14 protein-coding genes and 1 tRNA gene are annotated in these 18,414 nt (G+C 42.0%); 8 read left to right on the top strand and 7 right to left on the bottom strand.

All coding sequences use genetic code 11. The features are described 5' to 3' along the window. Nucleotides 1–3: 3 nt before the first annotated feature. The 3 genes from modA to H3S82_RS01160 form a co-directional block, all read right to left on the bottom strand. Complete coding sequence (modA, locus tag H3S82_RS01170; RefSeq protein WP_198233543.1) at nucleotides 4–753, bottom strand: molybdate ABC transporter substrate-binding protein; 750 nt, start codon at nucleotides 751–753, stop codon at nucleotides 4–6. A 9-nt stretch (nucleotides 754–762) separates the two neighbouring features. Then, a complete protein-coding gene (locus H3S82_RS01165; RefSeq protein ID WP_198233544.1) occupies nucleotides 763–1,554 on the bottom strand; it encodes a TOBE domain-containing protein in 792 nt (263 codons plus the stop codon). Between the two features lie 122 nt (nucleotides 1,555–1,676). Then, entirely contained in the window at nucleotides 1,677–2,621 is a 945-nt protein-coding gene (locus H3S82_RS01160; RefSeq protein ID WP_198233545.1) for a glyoxylate/hydroxypyruvate reductase A, read from the bottom strand. Between the two features lie 236 nt (nucleotides 2,622–2,857). Here H3S82_RS01160 and H3S82_RS01155 point away from each other — a divergent pair, with 236 nt between their 5' ends. Continuing rightward, on the top strand, nucleotides 2,858–3,706 hold the full coding sequence (locus H3S82_RS01155; protein WP_198237087.1) for an aminotransferase class IV: 849 nt from the start codon (nucleotides 2,858–2,860) through the stop codon (nucleotides 3,704–3,706). Nucleotides 3,707–3,728: 22 nt separating this feature from the next. On the opposite strand, the gene holA is transcribed toward H3S82_RS01155, so the two are convergent. Genes holA through H3S82_RS01135 form a run of 4 tightly spaced genes read right to left on the bottom strand, consistent with a single transcriptional unit; the run spans nucleotide 3,729 to nucleotide 7,470 of the window. Beyond that, nucleotides 3,729–4,766, bottom strand: coding sequence for a DNA polymerase III subunit delta (holA, locus tag H3S82_RS01150; protein ID WP_198233485.1), 1,038 nt, complete (start codon nucleotides 4,764–4,766; stop codon nucleotides 3,729–3,731). Nucleotide 4,767: 1 nt separating this feature from the next. Further along, nucleotides 4,768–5,562, bottom strand: coding sequence for an ABC transporter ATP-binding protein (locus H3S82_RS01145; RefSeq protein ID WP_075869455.1), 795 nt, complete (start codon nucleotides 5,560–5,562; stop codon nucleotides 4,768–4,770). Beyond that, nucleotides 5,555–6,451 (bottom strand): ABC transporter permease, encoded by an 897-nt coding sequence (locus H3S82_RS01140; RefSeq protein ID WP_198225577.1) that lies wholly within the window; start codon nucleotides 6,449–6,451, stop codon nucleotides 5,555–5,557. The genes H3S82_RS01145 and H3S82_RS01140 overlap by 8 nt, the downstream gene beginning before the upstream one ends. A gap of 59 nt (nucleotides 6,452–6,510) precedes the next feature. After that, a complete protein-coding gene (locus H3S82_RS01135) occupies nucleotides 6,511–7,470 on the bottom strand; it encodes an ABC transporter substrate-binding protein (RefSeq protein WP_198233486.1) in 960 nt (319 codons plus the stop codon). 181 nt (nucleotides 7,471–7,651) lie between these two features. Here H3S82_RS01135 and H3S82_RS01130 point away from each other — a divergent pair. From H3S82_RS01130 to H3S82_RS01100, 7 genes are all read left to right on the top strand, one after another. After that, nucleotides 7,652–7,726, top strand: a tRNA-Gly gene (locus H3S82_RS01130). Nucleotides 7,727–8,157: 431 nt separating this feature from the next. Continuing rightward, complete coding sequence (locus H3S82_RS01125) at nucleotides 8,158–8,862, top strand: acetolactate decarboxylase (protein ID WP_198233487.1); 705 nt, start codon at nucleotides 8,158–8,160, stop codon at nucleotides 8,860–8,862. 369 nt (nucleotides 8,863–9,231) lie between these two features. Beyond that, nucleotides 9,232–11,313, top strand: a complete 2,082-nt coding sequence (locus H3S82_RS01120) for a DUF262 and DUF1524 domain-containing protein (RefSeq protein WP_198233488.1) — start codon at nucleotides 9,232–9,234, stop codon at nucleotides 11,311–11,313. A gap of 73 nt (nucleotides 11,314–11,386) precedes the next feature. Then, nucleotides 11,387–12,931, top strand: coding sequence for a type I restriction-modification system subunit M (locus tag H3S82_RS01115; RefSeq protein WP_198233489.1), 1,545 nt, complete (start codon nucleotides 11,387–11,389; stop codon nucleotides 12,929–12,931). Beyond that, complete coding sequence (locus H3S82_RS01110; protein WP_198233490.1) at nucleotides 12,928–14,055, top strand: restriction endonuclease subunit S; 1,128 nt, start codon at nucleotides 12,928–12,930, stop codon at nucleotides 14,053–14,055. Before H3S82_RS01115 ends, H3S82_RS01110 begins: the two co-directional genes overlap by 4 nt. Before the next feature lies 1 nt (nucleotide 14,056). Continuing rightward, the gene (locus H3S82_RS01105) at nucleotides 14,057–15,208 is read left to right on the top strand and encodes an anticodon nuclease (protein ID WP_198233491.1); all 1,152 of its coding nucleotides are present in this window, start codon (nucleotides 14,057–14,059) and stop codon (nucleotides 15,206–15,208) included. Next, entirely contained in the window at nucleotides 15,198–18,332 is a 3,135-nt protein-coding gene (locus H3S82_RS01100; protein ID WP_198237086.1) for a type I restriction endonuclease subunit R, read from the top strand. The genes H3S82_RS01105 and H3S82_RS01100 overlap by 11 nt, the downstream gene beginning before the upstream one ends. The last annotated feature ends 82 nt before the right edge of the window (nucleotides 18,333–18,414 follow it).

Below are 18,414 nucleotides of genomic sequence, written 5' to 3'. Positions count from 1 at the left end.
TTTCTACTTTGTTTCCGGCAGGGCATAGCCATATTTTTTGATAATGGTTGCTGCTTCCGGACCTTTAAGGAAGCTCACAAAAGCCTTTGCCGCTTCGTTATTTTCACCGGTTTTCAAAAGCACGGCATCCTGACGGATGGGGTTATAGTCGGTTTGTGGAACAACCCATTTCGAGCCGCCTTTTTCATTGATAATTTGGGATAGAGCAACAAAACCGATTTCGGCATTTCCGGTTTTGACAAACTGATAGGCTTGCGAAATGTTTTGCCCTTCGACAAGTTTGTCCTTGATTTTATCGTGAACTTTGAGCGCATCCATGGTTTCGACAGCCGCCTTGCCATAAGGGGCAGCATCGGGATTACAGAAGGAAATATGGGTAATTTTGCTATCTGTCAAAGTTTCAGGACCCTTTACAAGGTCATCTTTTGCGCTCCATAGCACCAATGTGCCGATTGCATAGGTAAACTCTGTTCCTTTGACACCATAGCCTTCTTCAACGGCCTTGGTTGGCCTTTCGGTATCGGCTGCAAGAAATACCTCGAAAGGAGCACCATTCTTTATTTGTGTATAGAAATTACCGGTGGCACCAAATGAAAGTGTTGCCGTGTGTCCGGTCTTTTCTTTGAACTGTTCGGCAATTTCCTTGACGGGTTCGGTAAAATTGGCGGCCACCGCAACAACGGTTTCACCGGCATGGGCAAAGGTTACACTTGCCAGCAACAGACCGACCGATAAAGCGAGTTTGGATTTCATTGTCTTTTCCTAACATGTTGCAATAATGATGTTTTCAGCCTTGATAAGCGCAAGAACAGGTTGATTGGCCATAAGTCCTTTAAGTGCGGGGTCGTCCGGTCTCATAGTTGAGATGAGTGTTTTGTCTTCACCAATTTCAACGTTAAGCTCGACGCTTTTTTTGCCGACAGTGATTGATTGTAAAATTCCCGGAATACGATTTTGTTCAGAAAAATTGTCCTTGTCTTCTAAAGGAACCACTTTCACAAAGGGTGCTTTGACAAGAGCTGCAACCTCACGCCCTTTGACAAGTCCAAGCCGCTCGACACTTTTTTCGGTAATTTCGGCTTTGATAGCGATTTTATCAGAAATGCCGATGGTTACAAATGCGGCAGGTACTGCACTTTCGATCGATAAAATGTGACCCGATAAAACATTGCGTGCCGAGGTTCTCATCATGAAACCTTGTAAAAGCCCTGTCGAACTCAAACCTATTTCCGACAGATTGTCGGAGGCCTGCTTCATCATTGTGGCAAGACCGGTTTCAAGATGGTGAAAAGTTTCGATGAGCTTTAACGCTTCAGGCGTCAGGGTAGCACCACCGCCATTTTTTCCGCCGATGTTCTTTTTCAAGAGCGGTTTTGCAACGAGGTTTTGCATGGCGCTAATGCCATCCCATGCAGCCTTGTAGCTAAGCCCGACAGAACGGGCAGCCGCAGAAATCGAACCTTCGCGGCCGACAGCCTCAAGAAGCTTGATGCGCTCGCGCCCGACCGAGCCGATATGATCTTCTGTGAAAGATAAGGTTGCTTTGACCGACATAGATATACCATTCTGTTATATAGTTTACCTATATAACGATTATGACGAAAGCAAGGTTTCTGAACCAATTTTTCTAAAGCCGGTTTTTGGTGGTTTTTCCGGAGCTTTGTCTAGATATTATTTTAATAGCCGCGCATCCGGTTGACTGTGGGCGGCAATTTTCCGGTTTTTCGCCAATTTGCTATATTTTTCGCCACAATTTTTGCGGCACTTTCTTTGTTTGTAGGCGCCGAAATATGGGGAAGCACGGTTATATTTTCATTCAGCCATAAGGGCGAATCGGGCGGCAAGGGTTCTTGATCGAAAACGTCAAGAACCGCATGATTGAGCTGACGTTTATTAAGAGCGTTAACAAGAGCATCTGTATCAATAACAGGCCCTCTGGAAAAATTGATAAGGTTTGCTCCCTTTTTCATATGGGCAAATTCATTTTGTCCAAGAAGCCCCGTTGTTTCATTGGTGAGCGGTATAAGGAGAACGACAATATCGCTTGTTTCAATCAGTCGCATAAAACCGGCTTTTCCGCTCGAACATGTGACATTATCGAGTGTCTTTTGGCTTTTTGACCAACCATTTACCTGAAATCCGGTAAGTGTCAGCAATTTGGCCGCAGCTCTTCCCAATTGACCTAAACCAAGAAGGCCGATTTTCCATTGTGATGCAGGCTTATAGCTATGTGCTTGCCAGAGCCGTTCCTGTTGCTGGCGATGATAGCGTGGCATATCGCGGGTTAAATAAAGTGTCCATGCAAGAACAGCTTCGGCCATGGCTTCGGTCAAAGCGGGATCAACGAGCCGGACAATCGGTGGCGCATTTTCGGGTAACTCCTTCACCATCCGTTCGACACCTGCCCATAGGCTTTGTATCCACTTCAGATTTGTGAGTTTTTTCAATTGGTCGGGATCAGGGTTTGCAACAATGGCAAGCTCGATTGCGCCATAATCTTCCGGTTTCAAATTTTTGAAATCTACAATCTTTTCATCGCCCAAATTTTCGGAAAGGATTTTTAACCAGTCATCCCTTTCGGTTGGTGCGCTACGGCTGACAAAAGCAATCGGTTCTGCCATTGGATATTTTCCTTATGAAAAAGCGGCACGAAATGATTGGCCGCGACATCTCGGCTATTGCTGCCCGGTCAAATCTGCCTTAAGTTCAGCCAAAATTCCATAGTGATTTTAAAACGCGGAAAATGATCATCCGGAAAATTGGAAGGCTCCCGTTTTCTAAAACCGGAATATCCGGATTCTTTCCGGCATGATAAATCTTTTCCGCTGGTGAATGATGTTGAAGAGGTTAAAATAAGATGACACGCACCGTTTATGTCAACGGCGATTGGTTTGATGAAACAAATGCCCGGATTTCAATTTTTGACAGGTCTGTCATGTTTGCCGATTCCGTTTATGAAGTCACCTCTTTTCTTGACGGAAAATTTCTCGACTTTGACGGACATATCAAAAGGCTGAAAAATTCTCTGAAAGCGCTGGAGATAGAATTCAACGTGGATAGAGATGAATTTCTCGATATTCATCGCGAGCTTATCAAGCGAAACGGTCTTGATAACGGCACTGTCTATCTTCAGGTTTCACGCGGTGCGGGGGATCGTAATTTTGTTTACGACAATAGCGAATTGAAGCCTTGCCTTTTCATGTTCACCCAGACAGGCATTGTCAAAAATCTTCAAAAAATGCCGCAGTTGAAAATGATATCGGTGAAAGAAGGACGCTGGTGCCGCCGCGACATCAAGACGACGCAGCTTCTTTATTCGTCTCTGACCAAGACTCATGCCCATGCCGAGGGCGTTGACGATGCAGTCTATGTCGAGGATGGCTATTTGACTGAAGCAACCTCTTCCAATTTCTTCATTGTCGATGGTCAGGGAACACTCATAACCCGTCAGTTGGATCACTCCATTTTGCCCGGTATTACCCGCGGTACGATTCTTGAGCTTGCCCGCAAAAACGGTATTAATGTCGAAGAACGGCTCTTTACATTGGAAGAAACCTATGCCGCCAGTGAAGCGCTGATTACATCGACAACCAATTTTGCAGCTCCTGTTTTGAGCGTTGACGGGCGTAAAATTGGCGAGGGAAAGCCCGGAAAAGTAACATTGCGCTTACGCGAACTTTATATCGAACACGTCAAACGCAGTTAAGATCACAGTTTAAAATGGGAATCTAGTTCTGGCGCTTGGATTGAACAGCAAGTGCCAGAAGTGCCTGCCGGATAATCGGTTCGGCAAGAGCTGTATTTTCTCTGCTTTCAAGAACAGCTTTTTGTAACCGCTCCATCGCTTCCGCAATCCGCTTCAATGTCCAGCGGGTGAGTGCCTGTTCCATAACCTTTTGTCGGCGAAAGAAAATAGGCGGACGTGCCGAAGCAATAGCGGAAGAGGGCGTTTTCCCCTCGATTTCCACTTGTTGGCGTAAAATTTGCAATTGTTGGAATTGTCTCTCGGCTGCGCTTAATATCAAAAACAGTGCGTTACCGGTTGCAACCTGACGGTCGAAACGGTTGTTAAAGCCGACAAGATCACCAATGAGTACAGCATCGATAATTTCATCGTAAGTGAGGCCGCTTACATCACTCACGGCAGCTTTTACATCATCAAGCGTAATCTCGCTCTTGTCCATTGCATAAAGGCAAAGCTTGTCCAATTCACTGCGCGAGATAAGCCGGTCGCCCCCCAGACTCTCTCGGAGCCATTTTCTTGCTTCAAGCGAAATGGCAAGGTGATATTCACAGAGCACCTGATCAATCAGTCCTTCAAGCGAGCGTGCATCATCGGCATAACAGGGAAGTGCCATGGCTGATGCTGCCGTTTCCACAGCCGATCGCAAGCTCGCACCTTTTTTAAGATCTCCGGCCTCTATCATCAGATAAACATTTTCAAGGCCGGTTTTTGCAAGTTTTTTGACAACTTCGGTGAGATTTCGTCCATTGCCGGCGTTTTTTACCGAGATGAGCCGTTTTCCGCCAAACAGCGAAACCGTATGGGCTTCGTCAAGAAGGCGCGTGGGGTCACGTTCAAGATCGGCCGCTTCAAGCCTGATATTGGAAAACGGGTCATCAAGTTTGACACCGGTGAGCTTGGCAAATTTCGACGCCCGTTCGGAAACAAGCCCTTTATCGGGACCGTAAATCAGAACAATGGGGTATTGCGCTTGTAAACGTGAAAGGAAACCGTCGACCTCATGTGCTTTTTTCTGCGCCATGTTAATCCATCAGCAGCTTGTCATCGTCGAGCGCTTCACCTCTGACCTTCTGGAACATGCCGACAAGGTCGCTCACATCAAGACCTTTGCGTTCTTCTTCGTGCACATCAAGTATCACCTTTCCACCGTGCAGCATAAAGGTACGATCACCATAATCAAGTGCCTGCCGCATAGAGTGGGTAACCATCAAAGTGGTCAGATTGTTTTCCTTGATGACCTTTTCTGTAAGCTTCATGACAAATTCGGCCATTCCCGGATCAAGTGCGGCCGTATGTTCGTCAAGCAGCAAAACATCGGCATCCGACAGCGTGGCCATAATTAGCGCCAGAGCCTGCCGCTGCCCGCCGGAAAGACTGTCCATCCGGTTCTGGATACGGTCTTCAAGTCCAAGACCGAGAGCGGCAATGCGGGCGCGGAATATTTCGCGATTTTCTTTTGTCAAAGCCGATCGCAACCCACGCCTTTTTCCACGACGGGCGGCAAGGGCAAGATTTTCTTCAATAGTGAGTGACCCGCAACTTCCTGCTAGCGGGTCCTGAAAAACCCGTGCGATCATGCCAGCCCGTTCGGCTGTGGATTTTCTCGAAACATCAATATTGTTGATAATGACTTTGCCTTCATTGGGCAAAATATCTCCGGCAAGAACGCCAAGCATGGTCGATTTGCCGGCACCATTCGAGCCGATAATCGTTACAAAGCTGCCACGCTCTATTTTAAGGTTAAGGTCAATCAGCGCCTGTTTTTCCAAGGGCGTTCCGGCTTTGAATGTTACGCCGATATGTTGCAGTTCAATCATGCTTTTTTGCCCCCAGATAATGCGGCAAAACAAGAGTCAATACCACAATCAAAGCGGTAATAAGCTGCAAGTCTGTCGATGTATCAATACCAAGGTTACTGCCTTCAAATGCAAATTGCACAGCAACACGATAAAGCACAGAACCGACAATGCAGCTTATGATAATCAGTAAAATATTTCGGGTTCTAAACAATGTCTCGCCGATAATAACGGCAGCAAGCCCGAAGACAATGGTTCCTGCACCTCCCGTTATATCGGTGGCAATAGCGGTCTGGATATAAAGCGACCCGCCAAGAGCAACCAGAGCATTGGATAACCCCATACCGGCATAAATGAGAAGCGCGGTTTTGATTCCCTGAGCTTTCGCCATACGCTGATTCGTTCCGGTTGCCCGCATGGCAAGGCCGATTTCACTTTCCAGAAAACGCCAGACGAGAAAAGCAACAATGATGACGAGAATACCGACAAAAAGCGGGCGGATAATCATATCCGGCAATCCGAACAGATTATAAAACGGTGTGAGTGCGGTATCTGCCAAACCGAGATTGACATTCGATACCCCCATTATTCCCATAATGCGAAGATTGATGGTGTAGAGCGCCGACATTGTCAAAATGGATGCAAGGAGGTTCAGAATACCGAACTTCAAATTCAAAAGTGCGGTAACAAGTCCAGCAATCATTCCTGCAATCAAAGCCGAAAACATGCCAAACCATGGATTGAAACCGCATAGAATCATGACACCGCAGACGGTCGAACCTAATAGAAACGAACCGTCCACCGTTAAATCCGGAAAATCAAGAATCCTGAATGATAAATAGACTCCAATAGCGACAAATGCATAAACAAGCCCGAGCTCGACAGCACCGGTAAAGGCAAACATACTCATGAGGCAATTGCCCCGCTTGCAATTATGTCAGTATCGAAAAATTCCACCGTCAGGATACCTTATTTGTTGATAATTTTTGCAGCCCTATCAAGGACCGGTTGGGGAATCACAACCCCCATTTTTTCTGCAGCTTGAAGGTCAATCGCCACATTCTTCCCTTCCGGAGTGACAACATCAATGTCACCGGGCTTTTCACCTTTTAAAATACGGACAACGAGTTTACCGGTCTCAAGCCCCGAATCATAATAATCGATTCCCTGGGCTGCAAAGGCACCATGGCCGATCGAACTCGGATCAGCCGTAAAAAGCGGTGTTTTTGATTCGGCTGCTACTTTCGTTGCACCTTCAAGCACAGAGATAATTGTATTGTCTGTCGGTACATAAATCATATCCACCTTGCCAATAAGGGCACGGGTTGCTGCCTGCACGTCGGATGATTTCGGTGCAGCCGAAGGGATAATCTCGATTCCTTCTTTTTCTGCGAGCTTTTTCAAAACATTCAAGGTCGAAACCGAATTGGCCTCGGCAGCATTATAAAGGTAGCCGAGTTTTTTCAGATCGGGTTTGATTTCTTTCAAGAGTTTTATATGTTCTTCAACCGGCGAGCGGTCGGATACTCCGGTAATATTTCCACCGGGTTTCTTCATATCCGGTACAAGCTTTGCTTCAACCGGGTCTGAAACAGCCGAAAAAACAATCGGTATGTTTTTGGTCGCTGCAAGCATGGTTTGTGCCGAAGGCGTTGCAATGGAAACAATCACATCCGGCTTGTCGCCGACAAATTGGCGTGCAATCTGTGTTGCTGTGGAAATGTTTCCCTGCGCCGACTGGAAGTTGAGAACGAGATTCTCGCCATTCTTGTAGCCCTCTTTTGCAAGGACATCTTCGACCCCTTTGCGCACGGCATCCAAAGCCGGATGGGCAACAATCTGCGTAATATCGACTTTCACTTTATCGGCTGCAAATGAAAAATTTCCCAATGCCAAAATTGCTGCGGCTGCCAGAACCAAACGTCGCATAATCACTTCTCCCTCTAAAACCTCTTAAAAGCTTTATTGGAGCCTTGGCCGGAAATCAACATTTTCAACGATTTTTAAAGCATGAAAAACGAATATTGAAAGAATTTTATTTTTTATGTTGCAATCGTCGCAAGGTTGGGTCATATAGGCACGACCGAAGCGAAGCACTTCCGGTTTGTGAGCGGGTGTAGCTCAGGGGTAGAGCACAACCTTGCCAAGGTTGGGGTCGTGGGTTCGAATCCCATCGCCCGCTCCAATTTCTCCCCAATTATAAATGCGAAAGTTTTATAAGTTGGCTAGGCCTAGGCTTGCTGGAACGGTGTCGATTGCCGAGCCATTGTGCCGCGAGCCCCGCCTATTTTTGTTCTCTTTGTTTCTTTATATTTTCATGCCACGCATTCGTTTTTCAAATTATAGAATATTCTTACATGTATTTTGCGTTCCGCTAGGCCGAATTGAAAGTCGGGTTTGTGAATGCGAAGTAGATAAATTTAATGTGTTAATTAAATGCGATCAGGAAAAGCAAGATTTCTTTTGGAAAACACCCGTTTTCATTTCCTCAATATTTGTCATTGTTGACACAACCTATTATTGAACTTTTAGAAGTTATGGCTATCTACAACATAGTTCGTTTCAAAAGGCGAAAATTGTCCTGTGCTATGCTGTCATTAAATAGGAAAATACGTAATGACAAAAAAGATAACCCAATTTTCAGGCGTTAATGCTCTTATGATGGGAGTTTTTGATGGTTTATTTCCGATATCGGAAATTAAAAAACATGGAAATTTCGGTTTGGGATGTTCGGAAGGTTTGACCGGAGAAGCTATTATTGATTGTTGTCATTTTTGGGATGCCAAAGGTAACAGACCATTACGAATAATGGATGACACAGAAAGAATGCCATTCGCGCAAATTACAACATTTGCCCCCGAGGCGAGTTTTGCGATTTCACACGTTTCGAAAGCGACACTATATGAGGAACTCTCGAAACATTTGAAATTCGATAATGTGTTTCTTGCGATAAAATTGGAAGGCAAATTCGACCATTTGAAGGTGAGAAGACCGAGGGAGCTTGATCAGCGTTTTAAAAACGCAATGGAAGTGGCTGAACACCAAATTGTTGAAGATATCAAAGACATTGAAGGGGAGCTTATCGGGTTTTGGACGCCGGAATTTTTTCAGAATGTTTCGGTTGCCGGCTTTCATGTTCATCTCGTTGACAAAAACCGGACAACGGGTGGTCATGTGATCGATTTTTCGATTGAAAAAGGTACTTTGTCATACGAAACTAAATACGGTTTGGATATCGAATTATCCGATAAAAAGGCCTATCTTGATCATGATTTGAAAGTTGCCGATATGGATAAAATCATCAAGCAGTTTGAAAACTGAGGCTTGTGCTCTTCGTTTTGTCAGAATGGTCGGAGAACCTTAAATTCCTCCAGATTTTTTGATAGAGGGTGGGGAAGTAGGAAGATATCTACTTACCCGGATTTTTATCAGGGATCGTCCCTTCTATTCAAAATAATCTCCTGTTTTTCTATGTCTCCAGTCACGACATGCCGATTTTCATGAATATTTGAAGCAGCTACCGATTATCATCGACCTCTTTATTTGTCGTTGGTTTCACTTTCATGGTTTCACATTTGCAATGGCACGGGATAAGCGTTGAATTTTCTTTATTTCCATCAAATGCTGCACAAATCTAGACAATAGGTTCTATTTCGTTTAAGCCGCAATGGCTACCGGGGAGAACAGAAAATGGATGCTGGCAACGTTAATCTTCTCAAATTTTTGGAAGATGCCCGCCAATTTATTATTCCGATTTATCAACGCAAATATTCTTGGACATCAACACAATGCGAACAATTGTGGCGTGACATTATGCGCGCCGGTAAAGCAAATGACAATGCAGGCCATTTTCTTGGAACAGTTGTCTATATCGCCAATACTGATGCTCATAATGCGCCATTACTTGTGATTGACGGTCAACAAAGAATAACCACTTTGACATTGCTTTTATTGGCTCTTGCAAAAACCGTTGGAACAACCGAACCTTATGATGGCTTTTCGGCTCGTAAAATATTCAATTATTACCTTGTCAATGAATATGAGGATGGAGATCGGCATAACCGTCTTCTTTTAACCGAAACCGACCGCGATACATTGTTGGCACTTGTTAATAACACGCCTTTGCCGGCAGCAGAGTCGGAACGTATTTTGGCAAGCTACCATTATTTCCAAACTCAACTTGCCAGGCTCGATGAACAAGAATTAAAGCTCCTCTGCCGGGGAATTGCAAAACTTCTTATTGTTTATGTGGCCCTTGCCAGAGGGCAAGATAATCCGCAGCTCATTTTTGAAAGTATGAATTCGACAGGCTTACAACTGACACAGGCAGACCTTATCCGAAATTTCTTTCTTATGGGGTTGGAGCCTGATCAACAGACTCGACTTTATCGTGCCTATTGGCAACCGATGGAAAAACTTTTCGGGCAAGAGGCCTATGACACAGAATTCAACAGTTTTATGCGGCATTATCTTACAGTCAAAACCAGTTCAATTCCACGGCTGGATGAAGTTTATGCCGGATTCAAGCTGTTTGCACGCACTGACGATATTAAACCAATCGAGAACATCGTTGATGATATGTTGCGCTTTGCCCGTTATTATTGCGCAATGGCTCTTGAAGGGGAAAATGATAAAGAGCTGGCACAAGCTTTTTTTGATTTGAGCGAACTTAAAGTTGACGTCGCATATCCTTTTTTGCTGCCGGTTTATGCCGATTATGCCAATGGCACCCTTGAAAAAAATGATTTTCTCGAAATTGTCCGGCTGGTGGAAGCCTATGTGTTCCGAAGGGCGATTTGTTCGATTCCGACCAATTCGCTGAATAAAACCTTTGCAACGCTTTATCGTGATATTGATAAAAGTGATTATCTCGAAAGTGTGAAAGCGGCCTTCAGCCTGATGACGTCTTATAGACGTTTTCCGACGAATGAAGAGTTTAAAGAAAATTTCCAGCACCGCGATCTTTATCATTTTCGTAGTCGGTCTTACTGGTTGCGCCGGTTTGAAAACTTTGGTCGTAAAGAGCGGGTTGCCGTTAATGATTACACAATTGAACATATTATGCCGCAATCAACGCCATTGCCGAAGGATTGGCAAAAAATGCTTGGGGAAGATTGGCAACGCATTCATGAAACATGGTTGCACACGGCCGGTAATTTGACACTAACCGGATATAATTCCGAATATGGTAACCGGTCATTTGAAGACAAACGCACTATGCGAGGCGGATTTGCTGAAAGCCCGCTTCATCTCAATAAAGGGCTAGGTGAACTTCCAGAATGGACAGAAAAAACAATCATAGCGCGGGCAAAAAACCTTGCCGATCAGGCGGTCAATATCTGGCGTGCACCGGATATATCTGAAGAATCGCTTGAACGTTTCAAGCCGGAAAAACCGGTTTTGAAATCATATACAATTGCCGATCATCCGTTTTTACAAAATGGCATTACACGGGAATTGTTCGAGGCCTTCCGCAAAGAGATACTTAACCTTGACGACAATGTGCGAGAGGAATTCTTGAAGCACTATATCGCCTATAAAGCGGAAACGAATTTTGTTGATGTTTCGCCGCGATCAAAACAGTTAATTTTGAACCTCAATATCGAGCTAAACGAGCTTGATGACCCGCGTGGTCTTTGTCGTGATATTTCACAGATTGGTCATTTTGGAACCGGGTTTGTCGAAGCCAAATTCGGATCGCTGGATCAGCTTCCTTATATGGTTGGCCTTGCCCGTCAGGCGCTTGAAAAGCAATTGGGCGATGATAGTTGAATTTGAACCGGCTTGTTAACCCCGTTTGCTTTGCGCTAGATAAAGTGAAATAGTTTTTAAGGGAAGTTGTGAAATGTCCGAGAGCCAACAACAGCGTCAAGCATTGCATCGCCAAATCTGGCAAATCGCCAATGATGTGCGCGGTTCGGTCGATGGCTGGGATTTCAAGCAATATGTGCTGGGCACATTGTTTTATCGTTTTATGAGTGAGAATTTTTGCGACTATATTCAAAATGGCGATGAAACTTTTAATTATGCAAAAATGGCAGATGAAGACATTCCCGACGAAACGCGTAATTCTGCGATAAAGGAAAAAGGTTATTTTATCGCTCCCAGTCAATTGTTTGAAAATGTCGTTGCAACAGCCGACCAGAATGACGAGCTCAATATTGACCTTAAAAAAATATTCGACGCTATTGAAAATTCGGCCAATGGACATCCCTCCGAACCGGATATTAAAGGGCTCTTTGCCGATTTTGATACAACCAGCAACAGATTGGGAAATTCTGTTCAGGATAAAAACAAAACTTTGGCCAAGGTGCTAAAGGGTGTTGCGGAATTTGATCTTGGAGATTTTCAGGATAATCACATTGATCTGTTTGGCGATGCTTATGAATATCTGATTTCCAATTACGCTGCCAATGCCGGTAAATCCGGTGGCGAGTTTTTTACGCCGCAAAGCGTGTCGAAGCTTATTGCCCAACTTGCCTTATATGGTCAGGACCATGTCAATAAAATATATGACCCGGCAGCAGGCTCAGGATCTTTGTTGCTACAGGCAAAGAAGCAATTTGACAAACACATTATTGAAGAAGGATTTTTCGGTCAGGAAATCAACCATACCACCTATAACCTCGCCCGTATGAATATGTTTTTGCACAATGTCAATTATGACAAATTCGATATTGCGTTAGGCAACACATTATTGGATCCGAAACATAATAATGACAAACCGTTTGATGCGATTGTTTCCAATCCCCCCTATTCAGTTCACTGGATTGGCAGTGATGACCCAACCCTTATCAATGATGAGCGTTTTGCTCCTGCCGGCGTATTACCACCGAAGTCGAAGGCAGATTTTGCTTTTGTTCTTCATGCTTTAAGCTATCTTTCTTCCAAAGGACGCGCGGCAATTGTCTGCTTTCCCGGTATTTTTTACCGTGGCGGGGCCGAACAAAAAATTCGCCAATATCTGATTGATAACAACTATGTCGATACTGTTATTGCTTTGGCACCCAATCTGTTTTTTGGCACAAGCATTGCCGTCAATATTCTAATTCTGGCAAAAAACAAACGGCATACTGAAACGGCCTTTATTGATGCCGGTGGCATTTTCAAAAAAGAAACCAATAATAATATTCTAACAGAAGAAAATATCGCTGAAATCTTGAAGCTTTTCGCCGATAAGCAAGATGTCGATTATAAAATGAAGATGGTTTCTTATGAAGCGATCAAGGAAAACAATTATAACCTTTCTGTAAGCTCCTATGTGGAACAGGAAGACAAAAGCGAAAAAATCGACATTCAAAAACTCAATGCTGAAATCAAGGAGACGGTCGAAAAAATCGACAAACTTCGTGCTGAAATTGACCTAATTGTTGCGGAGATAGAAGCATGAGCCAAACAATTATAGAAAAGCTGCTCAAAGGCGCAGAGGTCAAGTGGATACGGCTCGGAGAACGGTTAAAACGGACAACGGGTACATCAATGACCGCAGGAAAAATGAAGGAACTTCACAAATCTTATGGGCCTTTAAAAATATTTGGAGGAGGAAAAACATACGCTCTAGTTAATTTCAATGATATACCAGCAAAAGATATCAATAAACATCCTTCCATAATTGTAAAATCGCGAGGAATTATTGGGTTTGATTATTACGATAAGCCTTTTTCTCATAAAAACGAGCTTTGGTCTTATCATTCAGAAGATAACGATATATGTATAAAATATATCTATTATTATATGAAAACGAAAGAAGCATACTTTCAACATCTTGGCAATAAAATGCAGATGCCACAGATTTCAATTCAGGATACAGATAAATTTCCAGTTCCTCTACCTCCACTATCGGTTCAGAAGGAAATTGTTAGGATATTGGATGCGTTTACGGCTCATACCGCAGAGCTCACCGCAGAGCTCACCGCAGAGCTTAATGAACGAAAAAAACAATACAACTATTATCTCAATAAATTACTTACTTTTTCTGATCATGAAGTTGAATGGACGGTATTAAAAGAAGTCGCGACATTAAAAAATGGAAAAGATTGGAAAAACTTAAATTATGGACGTGTTCCGGTATTTGGTACAGGCGGCATTATAGGCTATGTAGATACTTTTTCGTACGATAAACTGTCTGTCTTGATACCGAGAAAAGGTTCATTGAATAATGTTTTTTATTTAGAAGAACCATTTTGGAACGTAGATACAATTTATTACACAGTAATAAATGAAAAAATAATCCTTCCAAAATTTTTTTATTATTTTATAAAAAATTTGAATATTGAAAAACTGGATACGGGTTCAAGTAGGCCGAGTCTTACGCAAGCTATTTTAAACAAAATTCCAATTCCTATTCCTTCCTTATCAGTTCAAAAGGAAATTGTGCGGAAATTAGATTCTTTTTCGACTTTAACAACTTCGATTTCTGAAGGATTACCAAGAGAAATTGAATTGCGAAATAAACAATATGAATATTATCGGGACCAGTTGTTGAATTTTCCTAAACCCGATTTGGAGATTTGAAGTGGGTGAAAAAGATTTTTTTTGTGCAAAAGGTACACTGAAAAATATTGCAGAGGGGTTAAAGGAAAGGTGTGATAGACATAAAAAAAATCTTAAGGTTCATTTAATTTATGCATTTAATGGAACAGGGAAGACAAGGCTTTCACATGAATTTGAAAAGCTTGTTCCTCAAAAAACTGAGCGCACAGAAAACAAAATTCCAATATTAAACTACAATTCAGATTTTGAAGATATTTTCTACTGGGAAAAGGAATCAACCCATAAATTAGTAGTCCAAAATAACTCATTCCTCCAATTTATTATAAATGAACTGGGAGAAGAGAAAGAAATTGTTTCTTATTTTCAAAAAATTACAAACAAAGGAATAAATGTTAACTTCCATATTAATGAAAGAGATACGAAAGACTGGATAACGTTCGATTTTATGACAGGAGGTAATGATACAGAACGCAATATAAAAATTTCGAAGGGGGAAGAAAGTTGTTTTATCTGGAGCATTTTTTTTAATTATATGCAAATTGCCATTAAAGAAAAAACGGCGTCTGACAATGACGAGAAAACGACTGACAGATTTGATGCGTTAAAATATATTTTTATCGACGATCCAGTTAGTTCCTTAGATCAAAATCATTTGATAGAATTAGCTATAGAGTTGGGTAAGGCTATTCGCGAGTGTGCTAGGATTGGATTAAATGTTATAATTACGACGCACAACACGTTATTTTATAATATTCTTTATAACGAAATTAAAGAGAAGAAAAGTTATTTTTTAACGCGGCTTGAGGATGGTACTTATGAGCTTGCTGAAAAAAAAGGAGATGCTAATAATGCATTGAGCTATCATCTTTATTTAAAAGATATTCTTGTTAGAGCAATAGAAAATAGAAATATTAAAAAATATCATTTCATGTTACTTAGGAATTTATATGAAAAAACTGCTATGTTTTTGGGATATGAGAGTTGGGGGAAAATATTACCTCAAAACAAAGTGTCACATTATACCAGAATAATGAATTTTAATAGTCATTCAAAATTGACTGAAGAGGAACCTGGAGATCTATCAGCAGACGATATAGAAGCGGTTGGCGTTTTAGTTAAGCATCTTATTCATAATTTTAAATTCTTTGAAGAGAAAAATCAAAATGAGCATTAAGATACAACCGATTGCCGAAACAAATAATTTTATTGTTCTTGATCGCTACGACAACTTAGATCAAACAGGTGCTACCTACCAGACGGAAGCCGATCTTGAAAATGAGCTTATAAAAGATCTGTCTTATCAAGGCTATGAATATTTGCCTAAGCTCACCTCACATGAAGCATTACTTCTAAATCTGCGCGAGCAATTGCAAAAACTGAACTCCGTGAAGTTTTCAGATAGTGAATGGCAGAGGTTTTTAACCGAATATCTTGATCGCCCAAGCGATACGATTATTGATAAAACCCGCAAAATTCAGAACAACCATATTTATGATTTTATTTTCGATAGTGGTGAAATAAAAAATATTTATCTCATTGATAAAAAGAACATTTTTCGCAATCAGCTTCAGGTTATCAACCAGTTTGAACAAGAAGGTACGTTTGCCAACCGCTATGATGTAACCATTCTGGTCAACGGCTTGCCATTGGTTCAAGTGGAACTTAAAAAACGTGGCGTTGCCATACGTGAAGCATTCAACCAGATTCATCGTTATACGAAAGAAAGCTTCAATAAAGATAATTCGCTTTTCAAATTTTTGCAGATATTTGTTATTTCTAATGGTACTGACACACGTTATTTTGCCAATACTACCAAACGCGACAAAAATAGCTTCGATTTCACAATGAATTGGGCGCGTTCGGACAATACAATTATATCCGATTTGAAAGATTTTACTGCTACATTTCTTTCCAGGAACACGTTGCTCAATATTCTTATAAATTATTCGATTTTTGACGTGGAAAATACGCTGTTGATTATGCGACCTTATCAGATCGCCGCAACAGAACGTATTTTATGGAAACTCAAATCCGCCCATAACGCTAAAAAGTGGCACAGCACAGAAGGCGGCGGTTATATCTGGCATACAACAGGTTCAGGAAAAACGCTGACCAGTTTTAAAACAGCGCTTATGGCAACCGAGCTCGATTTTATTGACAAGGTTCTCTTTGTGGTCGACCGCAAGGACCTTGATTATCAAACGATGAAAGAATATCGGCGTTTTTCGCGCGATAGCGTTATTGGATCCAACAACACGGCTGGATTGAAGTATAATGTCGAGAATAATGATAATAAAATCATCGTTACGACCATTCAGAAACTTAACAATCTGATAAAAAGTGAAGACGATTTGTCAATCTATAACAAGCAGGTCGTTTTCATTTTCGACGAAGCGCATCGTTCGCAATTCGGTGAAGCACAAAAGAACATTAACAAGAAGTTCAAACAGTTTTATCAGTTCGGTTTTACAGGAACCCCGATTTTTAAAGAAAATGCCTTAAGCGCCCAAACGACCGAAAGCGTTTTCGGCAAGTTATTGCACAGCTACGTTATCACCGACGCTATTCGTGATGAAAAGGTTTTAAAATTCAAGGTTGATTATAATAATGTGCGCCCGCTTTTCAACAAAGTGGAAAGTGAACAGGACATTGAAAAGCTCTCGGCTGCAGAAACCAGCGATGCATTGCTACACCCCAATCGGATTAAAGAAATTTCACGTTATATTCTCGACAATTTTTCTATCAAAACACACCGCAATGTACTAAATGGCAAAGGTTTTAATGCTATGTTTGCGGTTTCAAGCGTAGAAGCTGCCAAAGCTTACTATAACTGCCTGAAAGCCTTGCAAAAAGACCGCGAACATAGTTTAAAAATTGCAACGATTTTTTCTTTTGCAGCCAATGGCGAACAAGATGCACTTTGCGAAAAAGTTACCGATGCTGAAGGCGATATTGCCGACGAGAGCTTTGATCCCTCACAGCTTCAACAGTCGGATAAAGAATTTCTAACAGCAGCAATCAATGATTATAACGAAGAATTTAAATGCAAGTTCAGCGTCGATAGTGAAGGCTTCCAGAATTATTATCGTGATCTTTCTTTAAGGGTAAAAAAACAGGAAGTTGATCTTCTGATTGTTGTCGGCATGTTTTTGACAGGCTTTGATGCACCACAATTGAATACTTTGTTTGTTGATAAAAATCTTCGCTATCATGGGCTCATTCAGGCCTATTCGCGCACAAATCGCATTTATAATGCAACCAAAACATTCGGCAATATTATAACCTTTCGTGATCTTGAACAGCCGACAATCGACGCTTTGAAGCTTTTTGGTCAAAAAAATCATGACGACATTGAAGATATCGCTCTTGAGCGGACTTTCGAGGATTATATCAGGGGCTATACGGACGAGCTTACAGGCGAACGGCACCGTGGCTACATCGAGATTGTTAACGAACTCAAGAGCCGGTTTTCCGACCCGACTGCAATTCATACGGAAAAAGACAAAAAAGATTTTGTCAAACTCTTTGGCGAATATTTACGCATTGAAAATATATTGCGGAATTACGACGAGTTTACCTGTCTTAATGAACTTCAAAAAATAGACATTGAAAACCCTGAAGAAGTTGCTGCTTTACAAACAAAATATCAGATTGACGATGAAAAATTGAAAGAACTGCAAGAGATTGACGTTCCGGACATTCGTCTCTTGCAAGATTATCGATCAACCTACAACGATATTCGCGATTGGCTTCGTCGAGAAAGAGATGGTAAAAAGCCGGAAGATCCGCGCGATATCTGGGAAGACGTCGTCTTTGAAGTCGATTTGTTAAAATCGCAAGAAATCAACCTTGATTATATTCTCGAACTTATTTTTGAAGAGACCAGAAAAAACAAGGATAAGGCGACGATTATCGAAGAGGGACGCAGGTTGATCCGCTCAAGCGTGGGAAGCAGAGCCAAAGAAAGCCTGATTGTCGATTTCATCAATCACGTAGATTTCGATAAAATTCCTGATAAATCAAGCATTATCGACGAGTTCTATCAATTTGCACAAAAAGAACAGGCCCGCGAAGCCGAAGAACTGATTGCTTCCGAAAAATTGCGTGAGGATGCCGCAAAACGTTATTTGGCGACGTCGTTAAAACACGAATTTGCCAATGAGAACGGCACTGACTTGAGTGAGGCTCTTCCAAGAATGAGTCCTCTTAATCCGCAATATGCGTCAAAAAAGAAAACAGTGTTTGATAAAATTTCTGCTTTTGTCGAAAAGTTCAAAGGCATTGGCGGAAAAATATGAAAACTGTATATTCAATTAAGGACATGGGATCAGCAGAAGTCTGGTTGGTTCGCAGTCACCTTTTCAAACAAACGAATTTTCG

Source organism: Bartonella sp. M0192, from assembly GCF_016102305.1.
In the GTDB taxonomy this organism is placed as follows: domain Bacteria; phylum Pseudomonadota; class Alphaproteobacteria; order Rhizobiales; family Rhizobiaceae; genus Bartonella; species Bartonella apihabitans.
This window is presented reverse-complemented; position numbering and strand designations above follow the sequence as displayed.

What these genes read in the sequence shown, in the direction of transcription:
- H3S82_RS01155 (WP_198237087.1), top strand. Translation starts at nt 2,858, where the DNA reads ATGACACGCACCGTTTATGTCAACGGCGATTGGTTTGATGAAACAAAT.
- H3S82_RS01145 (WP_075869455.1), bottom strand. Translation starts at nt 5,562, where the DNA reads ATGATTGAACTGCAACATATCGGCGTAACATTCAAAGCCGGAACGCCC.
- H3S82_RS01115 (WP_198233489.1), top strand. Translation starts at nt 11,387, where the DNA reads ATGTCCGAGAGCCAACAACAGCGTCAAGCATTGCATCGCCAAATCTGG.
- modA (WP_198233543.1), bottom strand. Translation starts at nt 753, where the DNA reads ATGAAATCCAAACTCGCTTTATCGGTCGGTCTGTTGCTGGCAAGTGTA.
- H3S82_RS01125 (WP_198233487.1), top strand. Translation starts at nt 8,158, where the DNA reads ATGACAAAAAAGATAACCCAATTTTCAGGCGTTAATGCTCTTATGATG.
- H3S82_RS01110 (WP_198233490.1), top strand. Translation starts at nt 12,928, where the DNA reads ATGAGCCAAACAATTATAGAAAAGCTGCTCAAAGGCGCAGAGGTCAAG.
- H3S82_RS01160 (WP_198233545.1), bottom strand. Translation starts at nt 2,621, where the DNA reads ATGGCAGAACCGATTGCTTTTGTCAGCCGTAGCGCACCAACCGAAAGG.
- holA (WP_198233485.1), bottom strand. Translation starts at nt 4,766, where the DNA reads ATGGCGCAGAAAAAAGCACATGAGGTCGACGGTTTCCTTTCACGTTTA.
- H3S82_RS01165 (WP_198233544.1), bottom strand. Translation starts at nt 1,554, where the DNA reads ATGTCGGTCAAAGCAACCTTATCTTTCACAGAAGATCATATCGGCTCG.
- H3S82_RS01140 (WP_198225577.1), bottom strand. Translation starts at nt 6,451, where the DNA reads ATGAGTATGTTTGCCTTTACCGGTGCTGTCGAGCTCGGGCTTGTTTAT.
- H3S82_RS01120 (WP_198233488.1), top strand. Translation starts at nt 9,232, where the DNA reads ATGGATGCTGGCAACGTTAATCTTCTCAAATTTTTGGAAGATGCCCGC.
- H3S82_RS01100 (WP_198237086.1), top strand. Translation starts at nt 15,198, where the DNA reads ATGAGCATTAAGATACAACCGATTGCCGAAACAAATAATTTTATTGTT.
- H3S82_RS01135 (WP_198233486.1), bottom strand. Translation starts at nt 7,470, where the DNA reads ATGCGACGTTTGGTTCTGGCAGCCGCAGCAATTTTGGCATTGGGAAAT.